This is a genomic window from Streptomyces griseochromogenes (assembly GCF_001542625.1).
Taxonomy (GTDB): domain Bacteria; phylum Actinomycetota; class Actinomycetes; order Streptomycetales; family Streptomycetaceae; genus Streptomyces; species Streptomyces griseochromogenes.
On the sequence record NZ_CP016279.1, the window covers coordinates 1 to 17,670 of the forward strand.

Consider the following 17,670-nt stretch of genomic DNA (forward strand, 5'->3'; position numbering starts at 1 on the left):
GTGGCTGACGTACCTGCCGATCTTGCCGCAGTGTGGCCACGCGTACTGGAGCAGCTCCTCGGTGAGGGACGCGGCCAGGGTGTCGAGGCAAAAGACGAGCACTGGATCCGACGCTGCCAGCCGCTCGCGCTGGTCGCGGACACCGCCCTGCTCGCCGTACCGAACGAATTCGCGAAGGGCGTACTGGAAGGCCGTCTCGCGCCGATCGTCAGCGACACCCTGAGCCGCGAGTGCGGCCGCCCCATCCGCATCGCGATCACCGTGGACGACTCCGCCGGCGAGCCGCCGGCTCCCTCGGCGCCCGTACAGCAGCCGCAGCCGCGCTACGAGGAGCCGGAACTGCCCTCCGGACCGTACGAGGGCTACGGCCGGCACCGCGCCGGCGACCACCACCCGGGCGGCGAGCCGCCCGCCCGCGGGGATCAGCTGCACACCACCCGTGGGGACCAGCACCCCCCGTCCCGCGCGGATCAGCTCCCCACCGCCCGCCCCGCGTATCCGTCCGAGTACCAGCGCCCCGAGCCCGGCGCCTGGCCCCGGCCCTCGCAGGACGAGTACGGCTGGCAGCAGCCGCGCCTCGGCTTCCCCGAGCGCGACCCGTACGCCTCGCCGCCGCAGGACGCCTACGGCTCCTCCGGGCCGGACGCCTACGGCTCGCCGGCCCAGGACTACCGCCCGCAGGGCATGGAGCGCCCGCCCTACGACCAGCCGCGCTCCGAGTACGACGCACCGCGACCGGACTACGACCGCCCGGACTACGACTCCCCGCGCTCCGAGTACGAGCCGTCCCGGGCCGAGTACGACCAGCGCGACCCCGTCCGCCGCGAGCGGCCCGAGCCGCCCTCCGGTGTCGGCCCGGTGCACCGCGGCGGCCCCGGCCGCCCGGACCTGCCGCCGGCCGCGGGGGGCGGCGCGCCCGGTCCGCAGGCCGCGCCGCCCGCGCCGGCGAGCGGCCCCGGTGAGCCCACCGCCCGGCTGAACCCGAAGTACCTCTTCGACACGTTCGTCATCGGCGCCTCCAACCGGTTCGCGCACGCGGCCGCGGTGGCGGTCGCGGAGGCGCCGGCGAAGGCGTACAACCCCCTGTTCATCTACGGGGAGTCGGGGCTCGGCAAGACGCATCTGCTGCACGCGATCGGGCACTACGCGCGCAGTCTCTACCCGGGCACGCGGGTGCGGTACGTCAGCTCGGAAGAGTTCACCAACGAGTTCATCAACTCCATCCGTGACGGCAAGGGCGACAGCTTCCGCAAGCGCTACCGCGAGATGGACATCCTGCTCGTCGACGACATCCAGTTCCTCGCGGACAAGGAGTCGACGCAGGAGGAGTTCTTCCACACCTTCAACACGCTCCACAACGCCAACAAGCAGATCGTGCTCTCCTCCGACCGGCCGCCCAAGCAGCTGGTCACGCTGGAGGACCGGCTGCGAAACCGTTTCGAGTGGGGTCTGATCACCGACGTCCAGCCGCCCGAGCTGGAGACGCGCATCGCGATCCTGCGCAAGAAGGCGGTGCAGGAACAGCTCAACGCCCCGCCGGAGGTACTGGAGTTCATCGCCTCCCGGATCTCGCGGAACATCCGCGAGCTGGAGGGCGCGCTGATCCGGGTGACCGCGTTCGCCTCGCTCAACCGGCAGCCGGTGGACCTGGGCCTGACCGAGATCGTCCTCAAGGACCTGATTCCCGGCGGCGAGGACTCCGCCCCCGAGATCACGGCGACGGCCATCATGGCGGCGACCGCCGACTACTTCGGGCTGACGGTGGAAGACCTGTGCGGCACCTCGCGCGGGCGCGCGCTGGTCACCGCCCGGCAGATCGCGATGTACCTGTGCCGGGAGCTGACCGACCTGTCGCTGCCGAAGATCGGCGCGCAGTTCGGCGGCCGCGACCACACGACCGTCATGCACGCCGACCGCAAGATCCGGGCGCTGATGGCCGAGCGGCGCTCGATCTACAACCAGGTGACCGAGCTGACGAACCGCATCAAGAACGGCTGACATGCGCTGACACCGGCCGTACGGCAACGCCGAGGGCGCCTTCGGGATACCGCATCCCGGGGGCGCCCTGTCGCTTTCGCGGCACCCACCCGCGCCTCGCCGGCCGCACGGCTGCCCCGGGTACGGGGGGGCACAGCACGGCTCCGACGGCGGTACAGCACGGATCGGGCGGCGGCACGGCACGGGTCCGACGGCGCTCGGCGGGCTGTGGAGCGTTGCTCGTTCGCAACCGGCTGTTCGAATCGCTGCCGGGTTACGGCCACTCTCCACAGATTCGCCGACTTTTTTCCGTCCACATCCTGGGGACTGCCAAGTTGTCCCGAACCGTGTCCACAGGGAGTCTTGGGAAGAGTCGTCCGCCCAGCTCAGCAGCCTGTGGAATCGTGGACGAACGATCTCCACAGGCTGTGGACGAAGCGGAGATCCACAGGCTGTGCATGAAGTTGTCCACTGGTAGCCCACAGGCTGGGGCCGGTTGTCCCCAGCGATCTCCAGCTTCTCCACATGACTGTCCACTGTTCGGCAACGCGACGCGTCCGCTCACCGCCCCGAGTGAAAGCCGTCACACGAAGGTGCCGGATTGGGGTGTGGGAAACGTGGGTAAACCTGGGGACGCAGCTGGGGAGAACTGCCCTCGGGCTGTGGGCGGTGTGTGCAGAACTTTCTGTTCTCCACAGAGACACCGAGTTGTCCACCGCCTCCACCCACAGGCCCAGTGGACAAAATTCCGGCTCTGAGCTGGGCAAACGAGGTTATCCACGGTATCCACAGGCCCTACTACTACTCCCAACTAGAGAGAGCCTGGGAATCGCTTTGAAGCGGGGGCTGTGCACAACTCGCTCTCTCGAGCCCGGCTGCCCCTCGGACCGACTTGACCCCGGCAGGCACCTACTGTCAGTGCGGTGCGTCAGACTGGTCCCCGGTGTCCTTCCCTTCGCAGTGGGCGGTGACACCGAGTCGGAGGACTCAGTAGCAACAGCAGGAGGCGGCTTACGGTGAAGATCCGGGTGGAACGCGACGTACTCGCGGAGGCAGTGGCGTGGGCTGCACGCAGCCTCCCGGCCCGTCCGCCGGCGCCTGTCCTCGCCGGCCTCCTGCTGAAGGCCGAGGACGGCCAGCTGAGCCTGTCGAGCTTCGACTACGAGGTCTCCGCCCGCGTGAGCGTCGAGGCCGAGGTCGACGAGGAGGGCACGGTCCTCGTCTCCGGCCGCCTGCTCGCCGACATCTCCCGCGCCCTCCCCAACCGTCCGGTGGAGATTTCCACAGACGGTGTACGGGCGACCGTGGTCTGCGGTTCCTCGCGGTTCACCCTGCACACCCTGCCTGTGGAGGAGTACCCGGCGCTGCCGCAGATGCCGAACGCCACGGGCACCGTCCCCGGCGAGGTCTTCGCCGCCGCCGTGTCCCAGGTGGCCATCGCGGCCGGCCGTGACGACACGCTGCCCGTCCTCACCGGTGTGCGCATCGAGATCGAGGGCGACACGGTCACCCTGGCCTCCACCGACCGCTACCGCTTCGCGGTCCGCGAGTTCCTGTGGAAGCCGGAGAACCCGGAGGCCTCCGCCGTCGCCCTGGTCCCGGCGAAGACGCTGCTGGACACCGCCAAGTCGCTGGGCGCGGGTGACAGCGTCACGCTGGCGCTCTCCGGCTCCGGCGCCGGCGAGGGCCTGATCGGCTTCGAGGGCGCGGGCCGCCGGACGACCACGCGTCTGCTCGAGGGCGACCTGCCGAAGTACCGCACGCTGTTCCCGACCGAGTTCAACTCCGTCGCCGTGATCGAGACCGCCCCCTTCGTGGAGGCCGTCAAGCGTGTGGCCCTGGTCGCCGAGCGGAACACCCCGGTGCGGCTGAGCTTCGAACAGGGTGTGCTGATCCTGGAGGCCGGCTCCAGCGACGATGCACAGGCTGTGGAAAGGGTTGACGCGCAGCTGGAGGGCGACGACATCTCGATCGCCTTCAACCCGACCTTCCTGCTGGACGGTCTGAGCGCCATCGACTCTCCGGTGGCCCAGCTGTCGTTCACGACGTCCACCAAGCCCGCGCTGCTCAGTGGGAAGCCGGCGCTGGACGCGGAGGCGGACGAGGCCTACAAGTACCTGATCATGCCGGTGCGGCTGAGCGGCTGATTGTTGTCCACAGCGCCGGTTGCCTTTGTGGGTGGCCGGCGCTGTGGCCGGTCCGGGGGCGGGTCGCTCGCCCGCGTTCGCGGGGTGCCACTGCTCCGACCCGTGCCGCCCCAGAGGCACGCTGCCCGCAGCCAGGCGGTCGGCCGTCGGCGCCGTGCGGGATTCCGCAGGTCAGGCCGTACGCATGAGCGCGTATGCCCACAGCTGTGCATGGAGGGCCGGGACTAGGCTCGGCCCCGGGTACGCAAGTGCCCCACACGCCACACAGCAACCTAAGGAACACAACTGATGGAGCTCGGTCTCGTCGGCCTCGGCAAGATGGGCGGCAACATGCGCGAGCGGATCCGCCGCGCGGGCCACACCGTCATCGGATACGACCGCAACGCCGACCTCGCGGATGTCCACAGCCTGGAAGAACTTGTGGGCAAGCTGAGCGGGCCGCGCGTCGTCTGGGTGATGGTCCCGGCCGGCGAGCCCACCCAGACCACCATCGACCGGCTCGCCGAGCTGCTGGAGCCCGGCGACGTGGTCGTGGACGGCGGCAACTCCCGCTGGACGGACGACGAGAAGCACGCCGAGGAGCTCGCCGCCCAGGGCATAGGCTTCGTCGACTGCGGCGTCTCCGGCGGCGTCTGGGGCCTGGAGAACGGGTACGCGCTGATGTACGGCGGCGACGCCGAGAATGTCGCCAAGGTGCAGCCGGTCTTCGACGCGCTCAAGCCGGAGGGCGACTTCGGCGCGGTGCACGCCGGCAAGGTCGGCGCGGGCCACTTCGCGAAAATGGTCCACAACGGCATCGAGTACGCGATGATGCAGGCTTATGCCGAGGGCTGGGAGCTGCTGGAGAAGGTCGACTCCGTCACGGACGTCCGTGAGGTCTTCCGCTCCTGGCAGGAGGGCACGGTCATCCGGTCCTGGCTGCTGGACCTCGCGGTGAACGCGCTGGACGAGGACGAGCACCTGGACGAGCTGCGCGGTTATGCACAGGACTCCGGTGAGGGACGCTGGACTGTGGAAGCCGCCATCGACAACGCGGTGCCGCTTCCCGCGATCACCGCGTCGCTGTTCGCGCGGTTCGCCTCCCGGCAGGAGGACTCGCCGCAGATGAAGATGATCGCCGCGCTGCGCAACCAGTTCGGCGGCCATGCCGTAGAGAAGAAGTAATCCACAGGTTCGCCAAGCGGTCCACAATCCCTGGGGGAGGTCGGCGCACGACCATGCACGTCACGCATCTTTCGCTGGCCGACTTCCGCTCGTACGCCCGGGTCGAGGTCCCGCTCGATCCGGGCGTCACCGCTTTCGTCGGTCCCAACGGGCAGGGCAAGACCAATCTGGTCGAGGCGGTCGGCTATCTCTCCACCCTCGGCAGCCACCGCGTCGCCTCCGACGCTCCCCTGGTCCGTATGGGTGCCGAGCGGGCCGTCATCCGGGCGCAGGTCAGGCAGGGTGAGCGGCAGCAGCTGGTCGAGCTGGAGCTGAATCCAGGCAAGGCCAACCGGGCTCGTATCAACCGGTCCTCGCAGGTCAGGCCGAGGGACGTGCTGGGGATCGTACGGACCGTGCTGTTCGCGCCCGAGGATCTCGCGCTGGTGAAGGGGGATCCGGGTGAGCGGCGCCGGTTCCTGGACGAGCTGATCACCGCGCGCTCCCCGCGCATGGCCGGTGTGCGGTCCGACTACGAGCGCGTCCTCAAGCAGCGCAACACGCTCCTGAAGACAGCCGCGCTGGCCCGCCGTCACGGTGGTCGTTCCATGGACCTGTCCACGCTCGACGTGTGGGACCAGCACCTCGCGCGCGCGGGCGCCGAGGTGCTCGCCCGGCGTCTGGACCTGATCGCCGCGCTTCAGCCGCTGGCCGACAAGGCGTACGAGCAGCTGGCTCCCGGCGGCGGTCCGATCGTGCTGGAGTACAAGCCGTCGGCGCCTGGCGAGGCGCACACGCGCGAGGACCTCTACGCCCAGCTGATGGCGGCCCTGACGGAGGCGCGCAAGCAAGAGATCGAGCGGGGCGTCACCCTGATAGGCCCGCACCGGGACGATGTGCTTCTCAGACTCGGTCAGCTGCCCGCCAAGGGGTACGCGTCTCATGGCGAGTCCTGGTCCTACGCCCTCGCGCTGCGTCTGGCCTCGTACGATCTGCTGCGCGCGGAGGGCAACGAGCCGGTGCTGATCCTGGACGACGTCTTCGCGGAGCTGGACGCCCGCCGCCGTGAGCGGCTGGCCGAGCTCGTCGCGCCCGGTGAGCAGGTGCTGGTCACCGCAGCTGTGGACGACGACGTACCGGGCGTGCTGATCGGCGCGCGTTATGCGGTGGCCGACGGGACGGTGGAGCGCGTATGAGCACCGGTGAATCCGCCTCCGAGAACGCGGAGAACCCAAAGGGCTCGAAGGGCTCGAAGGGCCCGAAGAAGGCTCCGGAGCCCTCCGGTGTCGACCTCGCGCGCGTGGCGTTGCGCGCCGCCAAGGAGCAGGCACGCGCGCGTGGGGACGCGGCGCGGCAGAAGAAGCAGGCGCGGCGCGGCGGCGGTCTGCGTTCCGGTGCGCGCGCCGACGGTCGCGACCCGATGGCGCTCGGCGCGGCGATCAACCGGCTGATCAACGAGCGCGGCTGGGAGACACCGGCCGCGGTGGGCGGTGTCATGGGCCGCTGGCCGCAGATCGTCGGCGAGGATCTGGCCAAGCACTGCGTGCCGCAGAAGTACGACGAGGACGAGCGGGTGCTGTCGGTGCAGTGCGACTCGACGGCGTGGGCGACCCAGCTGCGGCTGCTCGCCCCGACGCTGGTCGCCCGCCTGAACGAGGACCTCGGGCACGGTACGGTCCGGCTGCTCAAGGTCAACGGTCCTGGGGGTCCCGCCCGGCGTTACGGCCCCCTGCGGGCTCCGGGGAGCACGGGTCCCGGCGATACCTACGGGTGACGTACCTCACGTCATGAGGTCGATGCGCGGTGCCGGCGCGCCCCTCGTCGTGCCCTTGTATCCAGGCGTGGATCACAAGCTGACCCCCCAGTAGCCAAGGGTTGACGGCCCGAAGCGCTGAGTGGCGCTGTGAGCCGCTTGGAGCCCCCTTCCGCATATCGGGACCCGGCCGAGTCCGGTTCAGGGCGGCACATGAGGACTCAGGTACCGGCAAACCCCCATCACTGTCGGCGCTACCGGTAGACTGGAAGCCGATCCCGCCCCAATCGTGGGGACCGTCCGGGAAAAGCTGAGCAACGCTGATCAAGGCTGACCAACGCAACATGCCGCAGCCGCTCCGGCAACCCGCCGAGCCCGGCTCGTGCTGTGCCAGAAAGGGCGCTTCGTGGCCGATTCCGGCAACCCCAACGAGAACATCCCGTCCACCGACGCCGGCGTGAACGGGGAGGCCGCAGACTCTGGCGCGGCTTCCGCCTCCTACGACGCCAGCGCCATCACCGTGCTCGAAGGGCTGGACGCGGTCCGCAAGCGGCCCGGCATGTACATCGGTTCCACCGGCGAGCGCGGTCTGCACCACCTGGTGTACGAGGTCGTCGACAACTCCGTCGACGAGGCGCTGGCCGGCTACGCGGACACCATCGATGTGACGATCCTCCCCGACGGCGGCGTGCGCGTCGTCGACAACGGCCGTGGCATCCCGGTGGGCATCGTGCCCTCCGAGGGCAAGCCGGCTCTCGAGGTCGTGCTGACCGTGCTGCACGCGGGCGGCAAGTTCGGCGGCGGCGGCTACGCCGTCTCCGGCGGTCTGCACGGTGTCGGTGTCTCCGTGGTGAACGCCCTGTCCAGCAAGGTGTCGGTCGAGGTGAAGACCGACGGCCACCGCTGGACGCAGGACTACAAGATGGGCGTCCCGACGGCGCCGCTCGCCGAGCACGAGGCGACGGACGAGACGGGTACCTCGGTCACGTTCTGGGCTGACGGCGACATCTTCGAGACCACCGAGTACTCCTTCGAGACGCTTTCGCGGCGCTTCCAGGAGATGGCGTTCCTCAACAAGGGTTTGACGATCAAACTCACTGACGAGCGCGAGTCGGCGAAGGCCACCAGTGGTGCGGACGAGGCGGGTGCGGACGAGAAGGCCGAGGTCAAGGCGGTCACGTACCACTACGAGGGCGGCATCGTCGACTTCGTGAAGTACCTCAACTCCCGCAAGGGAGACGTGGTCCATCCCACCGTGATCGACCTCGACGCCGAGGACAAGGACAAGAGCCTGTCCCTCGAGGTCGCGATGCAGTGGAACAGCGGCTACAGCGAGGGTGTGTACTCGTTCGCCAACATCATCCACACCCACGAGGGCGGTACGCACGAAGAGGGCTTCCGGGCCGCGCTGACGTCGCTGATCAACAAGTACGCGCGCGACAAGAAGCTGCTGCGGGAGAAGGACGACAACCTCACCGGTGACGACATCCGTGAGGGTCTGACCGCGATCATCTCGGTGAAGCTGAGCGAGCCGCAGTTCGAGGGCCAGACGAAGACCAAGCTCGGCAACACGGAGGCCAAGACCTTCGTGCAGAAGGCGGTCTACGAGCACCTCAACGACTGGCTGGACCGCAACCCGGTCGAGGCGGCGGACATCGTCCGCAAGGGCATCCAGGCGGCCACCGCGCGCGTGGCGGCCCGCAAGGCCCGTGACCTGACCCGTCGCAAGGGACTGCTGGAGACGGCGTCGCTGCCGGGCAAGCTCTCGGACTGCCAGTCCAACGACCCCATCAAGTGCGAGATCTTCATCGTCGAGGGTGACTCCGCCGGCGGCTCGGCCAAGTCGGGCCGCAACCCGCAGTACCAGGCGATCCTCCCGATCCGCGGCAAGATCCTCAACGTGGAGAAGGCCAGGATCGACAAGATCCTGCAGAACCAGGAGATCCAGGCGCTGATCTCGGCCTTCGGCACGGGTGTGCACGAGGACTTCGACATCGAGAAGCTCCGCTATCACAAGATCATCCTGATGGCGGACGCCGACGTCGACGGCCAGCACATCAACACCCTGCTGCTGACGTTCCTGTTCCGCTTCATGCGGCCGCTGGTCGAGGCCGGGCACGTGTTCCTGTCCCGTCCGCCGCTGTACAAGATCAAGTGGGGCCGGGACGAGGTCGAGTACGCGTACTCCGACCGTGAGCGCGACGCGCTGCTGGAGATGGGCCGTCAGCGCGGCAAGCGGGTCAAGGAGGACTCGATCCAGCGCTTCAAGGGTCTCGGCGAGATGAACGCCGAGGAGCTGCGCGTGACGACGATGGACCAGGAGCACCGCGTCCTCGGCCAGGTCACCCTGGACGACGCGGCCCAGGCCGACGACCTGTTCTCGGTCCTGATGGGTGAGGACGTCGAGGCCCGGCGCCAGTTCATCCAGCGCAACGCCAAGGACGTCCGCTTCCTCGACATCTGAGTCGGTCTCAGCTGACCGCACCAGGAAGGATCTTCACCAGCAATGGCCGACGAGAACACTCCGCAAACCCCTGAGACCGAGGGCGGCGAGATCGTCCTGCGTGTCGAGCCCGTCGGGCTCGAGACGGAGATGCAGCGCTCGTACCTGGACTACGCGATGTCCGTCATCGTGTCCCGTGCGCTGCCCGACGTCCGGGACGGCCTCAAGCCCGTCCACCGCCGCGTCCTGTACGCGATGTACGACGGCGGCTACCGCCCCGAGCGCGGCTTCTACAAGTGCGCCCGTGTCGTCGGCGACGTCATGGGCAACTACCACCCGCACGGCGACTCCTCGATCTACGACGCCCTGGTGCGCCTCGCCCAGCCGTGGTCGATGCGGATGCCGCTGGTGGACTCCAACGGCAACTTCGGCTCTCCGGGCAACGACCCGGCGGCGGCGATGCGCTACACCGAGTGCAAGATGGCGCCGCTGTCGATGGAGATGGTCCGCGACATCGACGAGGAGACCGTCGACTTCACGGACAACTACGACGGCCGCTCCCAGGAGCCGACCGTCCTGCCCTCTCGCTTCCCGAACCTGCTGATCAACGGCTCGGCCGGTATCGCGGTCGGCATGGCGACCAACATCCCGCCGCACAACCTGCGCGAGGTGGCGGCCGGCGCCCAGTGGTACCTGGAGAACCCGGAGGCGAGCCACGAGGAGCTGCTCGACGCCCTCATCGAGCGCATCAAGGGCCCGGACTTCCCGACCGGCGCGCTGGTCGTCGGCCGCAAGGGCATCGAGGAGGCGTACCGCACCGGCCGCGGCTCCATCACGATGCGCGCGGTGGTCGAGGTCGAGGAGATCCAGAACCGCCAGTGCCTGGTGGTCACCGAGCTGCCGTACCAGGTGAACCCGGACAACCTGGCGCAGAAGATCGCCGACCTGGTGAAGGACGGCAAGATCGGCGGTATCGCGGACGTCCGCGACGAGACGTCGTCCCGCACCGGCCAGCGCCTGGTGATCGTCCTCAAGCGGGACGCGGTCGCCAAGGTCGTCCTGAACAACCTGTACAAGCACACGGACCTGCAGACGAACTTCGGCGCCAACATGCTGGCGCTGGTCGACGGCGTGCCGCGCACGCTCTCGCTCGACGCGTTCATCCGGCACTGGGTGACGCACCAGATCGAGGTCATCGTCCGCCGGACCCGCTTCCGGCTGCGCAAGGCCGAGGAGCGCGCCCACATCCTGCGCGGTCTGCTGAAGGCCCTGGACGCCATCGACGAGGTCATCGCGCTGATCCGGCGCAGTGAGACCGTCGAGATCGCGCGCGGGGGCCTGATGGGCCTCCTGGAGATCGACGAGATCCAGGCGAACGCGATCCTCGAGATGCAGCTGCGCCGCCTGGCCGCTCTGGAGCGCCAGAAGATCGTCCAGGAGCACGACGAGCTGCAGGCGAAGATCACCGAGTACAACGCGATCCTCGCCTCGCCGGTCCGCCAGCGCGGGATCGTCAGCGAGGAGCTGGCCGCGATCGTCGAGAAGTACGGCGACGACCGCAAGACCATGCTGGTGCCCTACGACGGCGACATGTCCATCGAGGACCTGATCGCCGAGGAGGACATCGTCGTCACCGTCTCGCGCGGCGGCTACGTCAAGCGGACGAAGACGGACGACTACCGGGCGCAGAAGCGCGGCGGCAAGGGCGTGCGTGGCACGAAGCTGAAGGAAGACGACATCGTCGACCACTTCTTCGTCTCCACCACCCACCACTGGCTGCTGTTCTTCACGAACAAGGGCCGGGTGTACCGGGCGAAGGCGTACGAGCTTCCGGACGCCGGCCGGGACGCGCGCGGTCAGCACGTGGCGAACCTGCTGGCCTTCCAGCCGGACGAGGCGATCGCCGAGATCCTCGCGATCCGCGACTACGAGGCGGCGCCCTACCTGGTTCTGGCGACCAAGGCCGGTCTGGTCAAGAAGACGCCTCTGAAGGATTACGATTCGCCCCGTTCCGGCGGTGTGATCGCGATCAACCTGCGCGAGCGCGAGGACGGATCCGACGACGAGCTGATCGGTGCCGAGCTGGTCTCGGCCGACGACGATCTCCTTCTGATCAGCAAGAAGGCACAGTCGATCAGGTTCACCGCCTCGGACGACACCCTGCGCCCGATGGGCCGCGCCACCTCCGGCGTCAAGGGGATGAGTTTCCGTGAGGGCGACGAGCTTCTCTCGATGAATGTTGTTCGACCCGGTACGTTCGTGTTCACTGCGACGGACGGCGGGTACGCGAAGCGGACCGCTGTCGACGAGTACCGCGTCCAGGGTCGCGGCGGCCTCGGCATCAAGGCCGCCAAGATCGTGGAGGACCGTGGTTCTCTCGTCGGCGCGCTGGTTGTCGAGGAGAACGACGAGATCCTCGCCATCACCCTGTCCGGCGGTGTGATTCGTACGCGAGTCAACGAGGTCAGGGAGACGGGCCGTGACACCATGGGCGTCCAACTGATCAACCTGGGCAAGCGCGATGCCGTGGTCGGTATCGCACGTAACGCCGAGGCGGGGCGCGAGGCGGAGGAGGTCGACGGCGATGTGGCCGTGGACGAGGCCGCCGAGGGTGCCGCGACCACCGGCACGGACGAGGGTGAGGCGCCCTCGGCCGAGTAGCACGAGGAGTGAGTCATCGTGAGCGGAGCCACGGGCGCTGGATCGGCCGGTACCTCGACGGGTACGGAAACGGACGGCGGCGGCCGTGGCTCCGCCGCGCGTGCGGCGGATCCGCACACCACCCAGCTGCGCAAGATCGACGCAGGCAAGGCCGACTCACCCTCGCCCGATGCTCATGGACCCCAGGGGGGAACTGTGACGGACACCCGCGGCCCGCAGACCCAGCCCGGCCCGGCGGAGGGGCAGGCCTCCCCGCTGCCCGGTGAGCGGCGCCCCGAGCAGCCCGCGGGGCCCTATCACCCGCCGCAGGCCTATCCGGCGCAGGCTCCGACGGGCGCCGTACGCCGGCCGCGCACCGGCGCGAAGACCGCTCCGCGCACCCGCAAGGCCCGGCTCCGCGTCGCCAAGGCCGACCCGTGGTCGGTCATGAAGGTCAGCTTTCTGCTCTCCATCGCGCTCGGCATCTGCACGATCGTCGCCTCGGCGGTGCTGTGGATGGTCATGGACGCGATGGGTGTGTTCTCGACGGTCGGCGGCACCATCTCGGAGGCGACCGGCTCCAACGAGGCGAACGGCTTCGACCTCCAGGCTTTCCTCTCCCTCCCGCACGTTCTGACGTTCACGTCGATCATCGCGGTGATCGACGTGGTCCTCGCGACGGCTCTGGCCACCCTCGGCGCGTTCATCTACAACCTGTCCGCGGGCTTCGTGGGCGGCATCGAGCTGACGCTGGCCGAGGACGAGTGACCCCACCTGCCGCCCCCTGCTGACGGTCCCCCGACAACCGATTTTGGGACTGCCCCCCTCGTGCGCTAATCTTCAGGAGTCAGCGCGCGGGACACACACCGCACAGCGCGGCGGGGCTATAGCTCAGTTGGTTAGAGCGCATCCCTGATAAGGATGAGGCCACAGGTTCAAATCCTGTTAGCCCCACAGTACGAAGACCCCCGGTCCAGATGGACCGGGGGTCTTTCGCGTGTGCGGATGCCTGCATGGTTCCGAGCACACATGCATACGTGGATTCCGCTTCACGACACGAAAAAAGGCCCGATCGCTGGCGACGGGGGATGCACCAGCGATCGGGCTATGGCCAAGGGTAACAAGGTTGTCGGGACTGTGGGAGGCAACGGGACGTAATGGCCAGGTAGTTGGCTGATCTTGATCGGTCAGCGGGGGCACGGGGGGTCGTACGACAGACGGGTCAGGTACTCGTGCCACTTCTGCGGGGTCATGACGCCGCTGGTGACCGCGCAGATGTGGCGGATGGCCTCGTCGGCGTCCAGACGCCACAGCCGGACCGTGTCCGCGCCGCTCGACACCCCGAGCACACGGCTGTTGGGGCTGAAGGACAGGAAATTTCCCGTCTTGGCGTAGGGGCTCATCGACTGGCCGATCGGCCTCGCCGCGGAGGGGCGGGTGACGTTCCAGAGCCGGATCGTGTTGTCGTCGCCGCCGCTCGCCAGGGTCTGGCCGTCCGCGGTGAAGGTCAGCGAGGTGACCGCCTCGGTGTGGCCGGTCAGGGAGGCGCCGAGCGCGGTCGCCGCCCGGGGGTCGGTGACGTCCCAGAGCCGTACGGTGTCGTCGTCGCTGCCGCTGGCGAGGGTGTGCCCGTCCGGGCTGTAGGCGAGCGCGTTGACCGGGGCGGAGTGCTCGGTGAGCGGATGGCCGAGCGGGGTGACGCGGGCGGGGTCGGCGACGTTCCACATCCGGATGGTGCGGTCCGCGCTGCCGCTGGCGAGGGTGTGCCCGTCCGGGCTGAAGACGAGGGCGTTGATGTAGCCCCGGTGCCCGGAGAGCGGCTTGCCGAGCGGGACGGTACGGGCGGGGTCGGTGACGTTCCACAGCTGGATGGTGTGGTCGCCGTAGACGGTGGCCAGGGTCCGTCCGTCCGGGCTGTACGCCAGCGCGTGGGTGCCCGCGAAGCGGGTGCGCAGGCCGAGGAGCGGCCCGGTGAGGACCGGACGGGCCGGGTCGCCCACGTTCCACAGGTACAGCCTCGCCTTGCCGTTCAGCACCGCGAGGGTATGGCCGTCGGGGGAGAAGACGATCGAACGCTGGCCGCCGTCCGCTTCCATGAACGGCCTGCCCAGCGCCACGGGCCGGTCGGGCGCCGCCGCGTTCCACAGCCGGATCCTGCCGTCGCGCGCGGCCGTGGCGAGCACCTTGCCGTCCGGCCGGAACGCCGCGCTGCGGCCGATCATGTCCGACGTCGGGATCGACCAGAGGCGGACCTTGCTGTCACCGCTGCCGGTGGCGAGGGTGTGTCCGTCGGGGCTGAACCCCAGGGCGTACATCTCGCCGCTGCTGCCCACGAGCGGCTGGCCGACCTGGGAGGGGGAGGCGGGGTCGGCGACGTTCCACAGGCTGGCCGTGCTGTCCGCGCTGGCGGCGGCGAGCCGGTCGCCGTCGGGACTGAAGGCCACGGACCAGATGGGGCCGGTGTGGCCGGTCAGCGGTGAGCCGATCGGTGCCGCGCGCTGTGGGTCGGCGACGTTCCACAGCCGGATGGTGTCGTCCGCGCTGCCGCTGGCCAGGGTGCGCCCGTCGGGGCTGAAGGCCACCGAGTGCACGAGGTCCGTGTGGCCGGTCAGCACCGTGCGCAGGGGTTCGGGCCGGCGCGGGTCGGCCGTGTTCCACAGCCGGACGGTGTCGTCGTCGCCGCCCGCCGCGAGGGTGTGTCCGTCGGGGCTGAAGGCCACGCAGCGCACCGGGGCGGTGTGGCCGCCCAGCGTGGCGAGCGGCTTCGGCCGGCGCGGGTCGGCCACGTTCCACAGGCGTACGGTGCGGTCCTCGCTCGCGGAGGCCAGCGTGTGCCCGTCCGGGCTGAAGGCGACCAGGTAGATCGTGCCCTTGTGGCCGGTCAGCGGCGCGCCGAGCGGGGAGGGGCGGGCGGGGTCGGTCACGTCCCACAGCCGGATCGTGCCGTCGTCGCCGGCGCTGGCCAGGGTGTGCCCGTCGGGGCTGAAGACGGCGCTGCTCACCCAGCTGGTGTGTCCGGTGAGGGGCTTGCCCAGGGGCTTGGGGTGGCTGCGGTCGGCCACGTTCCACAGCCGGACGGTCCGGTCGTAGCTGGCCGTGGCCAGGGTCTTGCCGTCGGGGCTGAAGGAGGTGAGGTAGACGGCGCCGGTGTGGCCGAGCAGCGGGGTGGCCAGCGGCGCGTTGACGATCGAGATCAGCCGGCTGTACGCCCCCTTGTCGTCCGGCCGCAGATCGTGGGCCACCAGATCGAGCTGGGCGGCCAGCGACGGGTCCGTGTGCTGGACCCGGTCCGCCTCGGCGAGCACCTGTTCGAACACGGCGTCGTCCCGCTGCTGCCACGCGACCACCGCCGAACCCGCGGCCAGCACGGCGAGCACGACCAGCGCCGTCACCGCGGCGCGGCTGATCAGGACCGTGCGCCTGCGCAGCCTGACCGAGGCGGCCAGGAACTGCACCGCGCTGCGGGTCAGATAGGTGTCCCCGGCGGACTTCGCCCAGCTGCGGGCCTGTTCCAGCCGGGAGCCGCGGTACAGGAGCGAGCTGTCCCGGTCCGAGACCTCCCAGGCCCGCCCGTCCTCCTCCAGCCGCTGGCGCAGCAGATGGTCGCCCCGGTCCTCGTCGATCCAGTGGCGCAGCCGGGGCCAGGCGTGCAGCAGGGCCTCGTGGGTGATCTCCACGGTCTCCGCGTCGAGGGTCACCAGACGGGCGCGTACCAGCGTCTCCAGCGACTCCTCGGTCTTGCCGGGGTCCGCCGACTCCTGGGCCAGCTGGCGGCGGGTGCCCCGTCTGCGGGTGGCCTGGGTGTCCTCGCCCAGCCGGACCAGACGCAGCAGGAGCAGCCGGGCGGCCGTGCGGGCGGCGGGGTCGAGGCTGGTCCAGGCGCGTTCGGCGGTCGCCGCCACCGCGCCCTGGATGCCGCCCGCCGCGCGGTAGCCCGCCAGGGTCAGCCGTCCCCCCTTGCGGCGCTGCCAGGTGGCGAGCAGGGCGTGGGACAGGAGCGGGAGCACTCCGGCGTCGTGGGCCCCGCGCGGGCCGTCGGCGCTCACTTCGCGCACGATCAGCTCGGCCAGCCCGGGTTCCAGCTCCAGGCCCACGGCCTTGGCGGGGCCGGTCACCGCCTCGCGCAGCTCCGCGGTGGTCAGCGGCCCGAGCACCATGTGCCGGTGCTGCAGCGCGTCGGCCAGCTCGGGATAGCCGAGGCAGCGCTCGTAGAAGTCGGCGCGGATGCCGAGGACCACCAGTACGGGGGCGGGGGAGCCCGAGTCGGTGGCCGGTGCGCAAGCCGCGTGCAGGAACTGGAGGAAGGTACGCCGTTCCGCCTCGTCGGCGCAGAGGGTGAAGGTCTCCTCGAACTGGTCCACGATCAGGACCGGCCGGGCGGTCGGGGCGGGGTCGGCGGCCGGTTCGGTGGCCGACGGTGCCTCGATGTCCGTGAGGCCGGTGCCGGGGGACGGCTGCTCGGCCGTGGAGGCCTCCCGCAGCGCCCATGCCGTGACGGCTTCGCGTACCCCCTGGGCGAAGTGCGCCGCGTCGGACCCCGGCACCGCCGGGTTCTCGGCCGCCTCCTTCTCGGCCTCGCACGCGTCGACGGCGAGGGAGGCGAGCTCCGGGATGCGGCGGGTCAGTTCGCCGAGCGGATCGGGGCCCGGCACCAGCTGGAGCACCGAGCTCGGCCGGCTGTTCCCGTCCCCGAGCGCGCCGTCCTGCACCGCGGGCACCAGGCCGGCGTTGAGCAGCGACGACTTTCCGGCGCCCGAGGCGCCGACCAGCATGATCAGCCCGCCCGTCTTCTCCGCGGCGCGCAGCTGGGCGACGAGGGCCCGTGTGCTGCGCTCCCGGCCGAAGAACCAGCGGGCGTCCTCCTCGCGGTAGGAGGCGAGGCCCCGGTAGGGGCACACACCACCGGCGACGGGCGGGGCCTGGGCCTGCGGCCGCCCCTCCTCGGGCGCGGGCTCCGCCGGGCGGTCGCCGGCCGGGTCGGCCAGGGCGCGCTCCCACAGACGCTGCCACTGCGCGAGGTCGTACAGCCCGGCGGAGACCGGAACCGGCCGCGCACGGCGGGCCTCGGGGATCAGGATCTGGAGGACGGCCTGGAGGGCGGCGAACTGGGCCGGCACGTTCTTGGCCCGTCGCCAGTCGCTGATGCGCTGGGCGGAGACCCGCACGGGCCTGCCGCGCTCGTCCGTCCGCTGCAGTCGGACGACCGCCTCGGACACGCTCTTCAGGGGAGGATTTCCGGCCTCCTTGTACAGCAGCGCGAGGCGCTCGGCGAAAGCTGTGCGTGCCCCTGAGTCGGAACCCAAGGTCCCACCACCCTTACTTCCCCCCGCTGTGGACGTCCGGACCGGAAAACTCACCCTATATGGCTGACCTGCGGATAAGCGGTGGACCGGAGACGGGAATCTCCTCGTTGGGGGCGACAGGTGGCAGGATCACGTCCCGGTAGCGAGCCCGTCACCGGCCGTCTCGACAGGCCACCGGCTCGGTGTGCGAAGAGGCTGCGGATGGCGCAGAACGTTCTCGGACAACTTCCGCCGGCGAGATCACGGACATGACATCGCGGGCGC

9 protein-coding genes and 1 tRNA gene are annotated in these 17,670 nt (G+C 70.0%); 9 read left to right on the top strand and 1 reads right to left on the bottom strand.

Annotation, left to right across the window (positions count from 1 at the left end):
* From dnaA to AVL59_RS00045, 9 genes are all read left to right on the top strand, one after another.
* The coding region (dnaA, locus tag AVL59_RS00005) for a chromosomal replication initiator protein DnaA (RefSeq protein WP_269466058.1) at positions 1-1,998 on the top strand (1,998 nt) is incomplete at its 5' end.
* 995 nt (positions 1,999-2,993) lie between these two features.
* A complete protein-coding gene (gene dnaN / locus AVL59_RS00010) occupies positions 2,994-4,124 on the top strand; it encodes a DNA polymerase III subunit beta (protein WP_067299148.1) in 1,131 nt (376 codons plus the stop codon).
* A gap of 288 nt (positions 4,125-4,412) precedes the next feature.
* Entirely contained in the window at positions 4,413-5,288 is an 876-nt protein-coding gene (gene gnd, locus AVL59_RS00015; protein WP_067299149.1) for a phosphogluconate dehydrogenase (NAD(+)-dependent, decarboxylating), read from the top strand.
* 53 nt (positions 5,289-5,341) lie between these two features.
* Positions 5,342-6,463, top strand: coding sequence for a DNA replication/repair protein RecF (gene recF, locus AVL59_RS00020; protein ID WP_067299150.1), 1,122 nt, complete (start codon positions 5,342-5,344; stop codon positions 6,461-6,463).
* Complete coding sequence (locus AVL59_RS00025) at positions 6,460-7,041, top strand: DciA family protein (protein ID WP_067299151.1); 582 nt, start codon at positions 6,460-6,462, stop codon at positions 7,039-7,041. Before recF ends, AVL59_RS00025 begins: the two co-directional genes overlap by 4 nt.
* 361 nt (positions 7,042-7,402) lie before the next feature.
* Complete coding sequence (gyrB, locus tag AVL59_RS00030; RefSeq protein WP_067299152.1) at positions 7,403-9,484, top strand: DNA topoisomerase (ATP-hydrolyzing) subunit B; 2,082 nt, start codon at positions 7,403-7,405, stop codon at positions 9,482-9,484.
* A 42-nt stretch (positions 9,485-9,526) separates the two neighbouring features.
* Positions 9,527-12,124, top strand: a complete 2,598-nt coding sequence (gene gyrA, locus AVL59_RS00035; RefSeq protein ID WP_067299153.1) for a DNA gyrase subunit A — start codon at positions 9,527-9,529, stop codon at positions 12,122-12,124.
* An 18-nt stretch (positions 12,125-12,142) separates the two neighbouring features.
* Positions 12,143-12,871, top strand: coding sequence for a DUF3566 domain-containing protein (locus tag AVL59_RS00040; protein ID WP_079146446.1), 729 nt, complete (start codon positions 12,143-12,145; stop codon positions 12,869-12,871).
* Positions 12,872-12,983: 112 nt separating this feature from the next.
* Positions 12,984-13,057: transfer RNA gene (locus AVL59_RS00045), tRNA-Ile, on the top strand.
* A 233-nt stretch (positions 13,058-13,290) separates the two neighbouring features.
* On the opposite strand, the gene AVL59_RS00050 is transcribed toward AVL59_RS00045, so the two are convergent.
* Complete coding sequence (locus AVL59_RS00050; protein WP_067299155.1) at positions 13,291-17,406, bottom strand: nSTAND1 domain-containing NTPase; 4,116 nt, start codon at positions 17,404-17,406, stop codon at positions 13,291-13,293.
* Between the last annotated feature and the right edge of the window lie 264 nt (positions 17,407-17,670).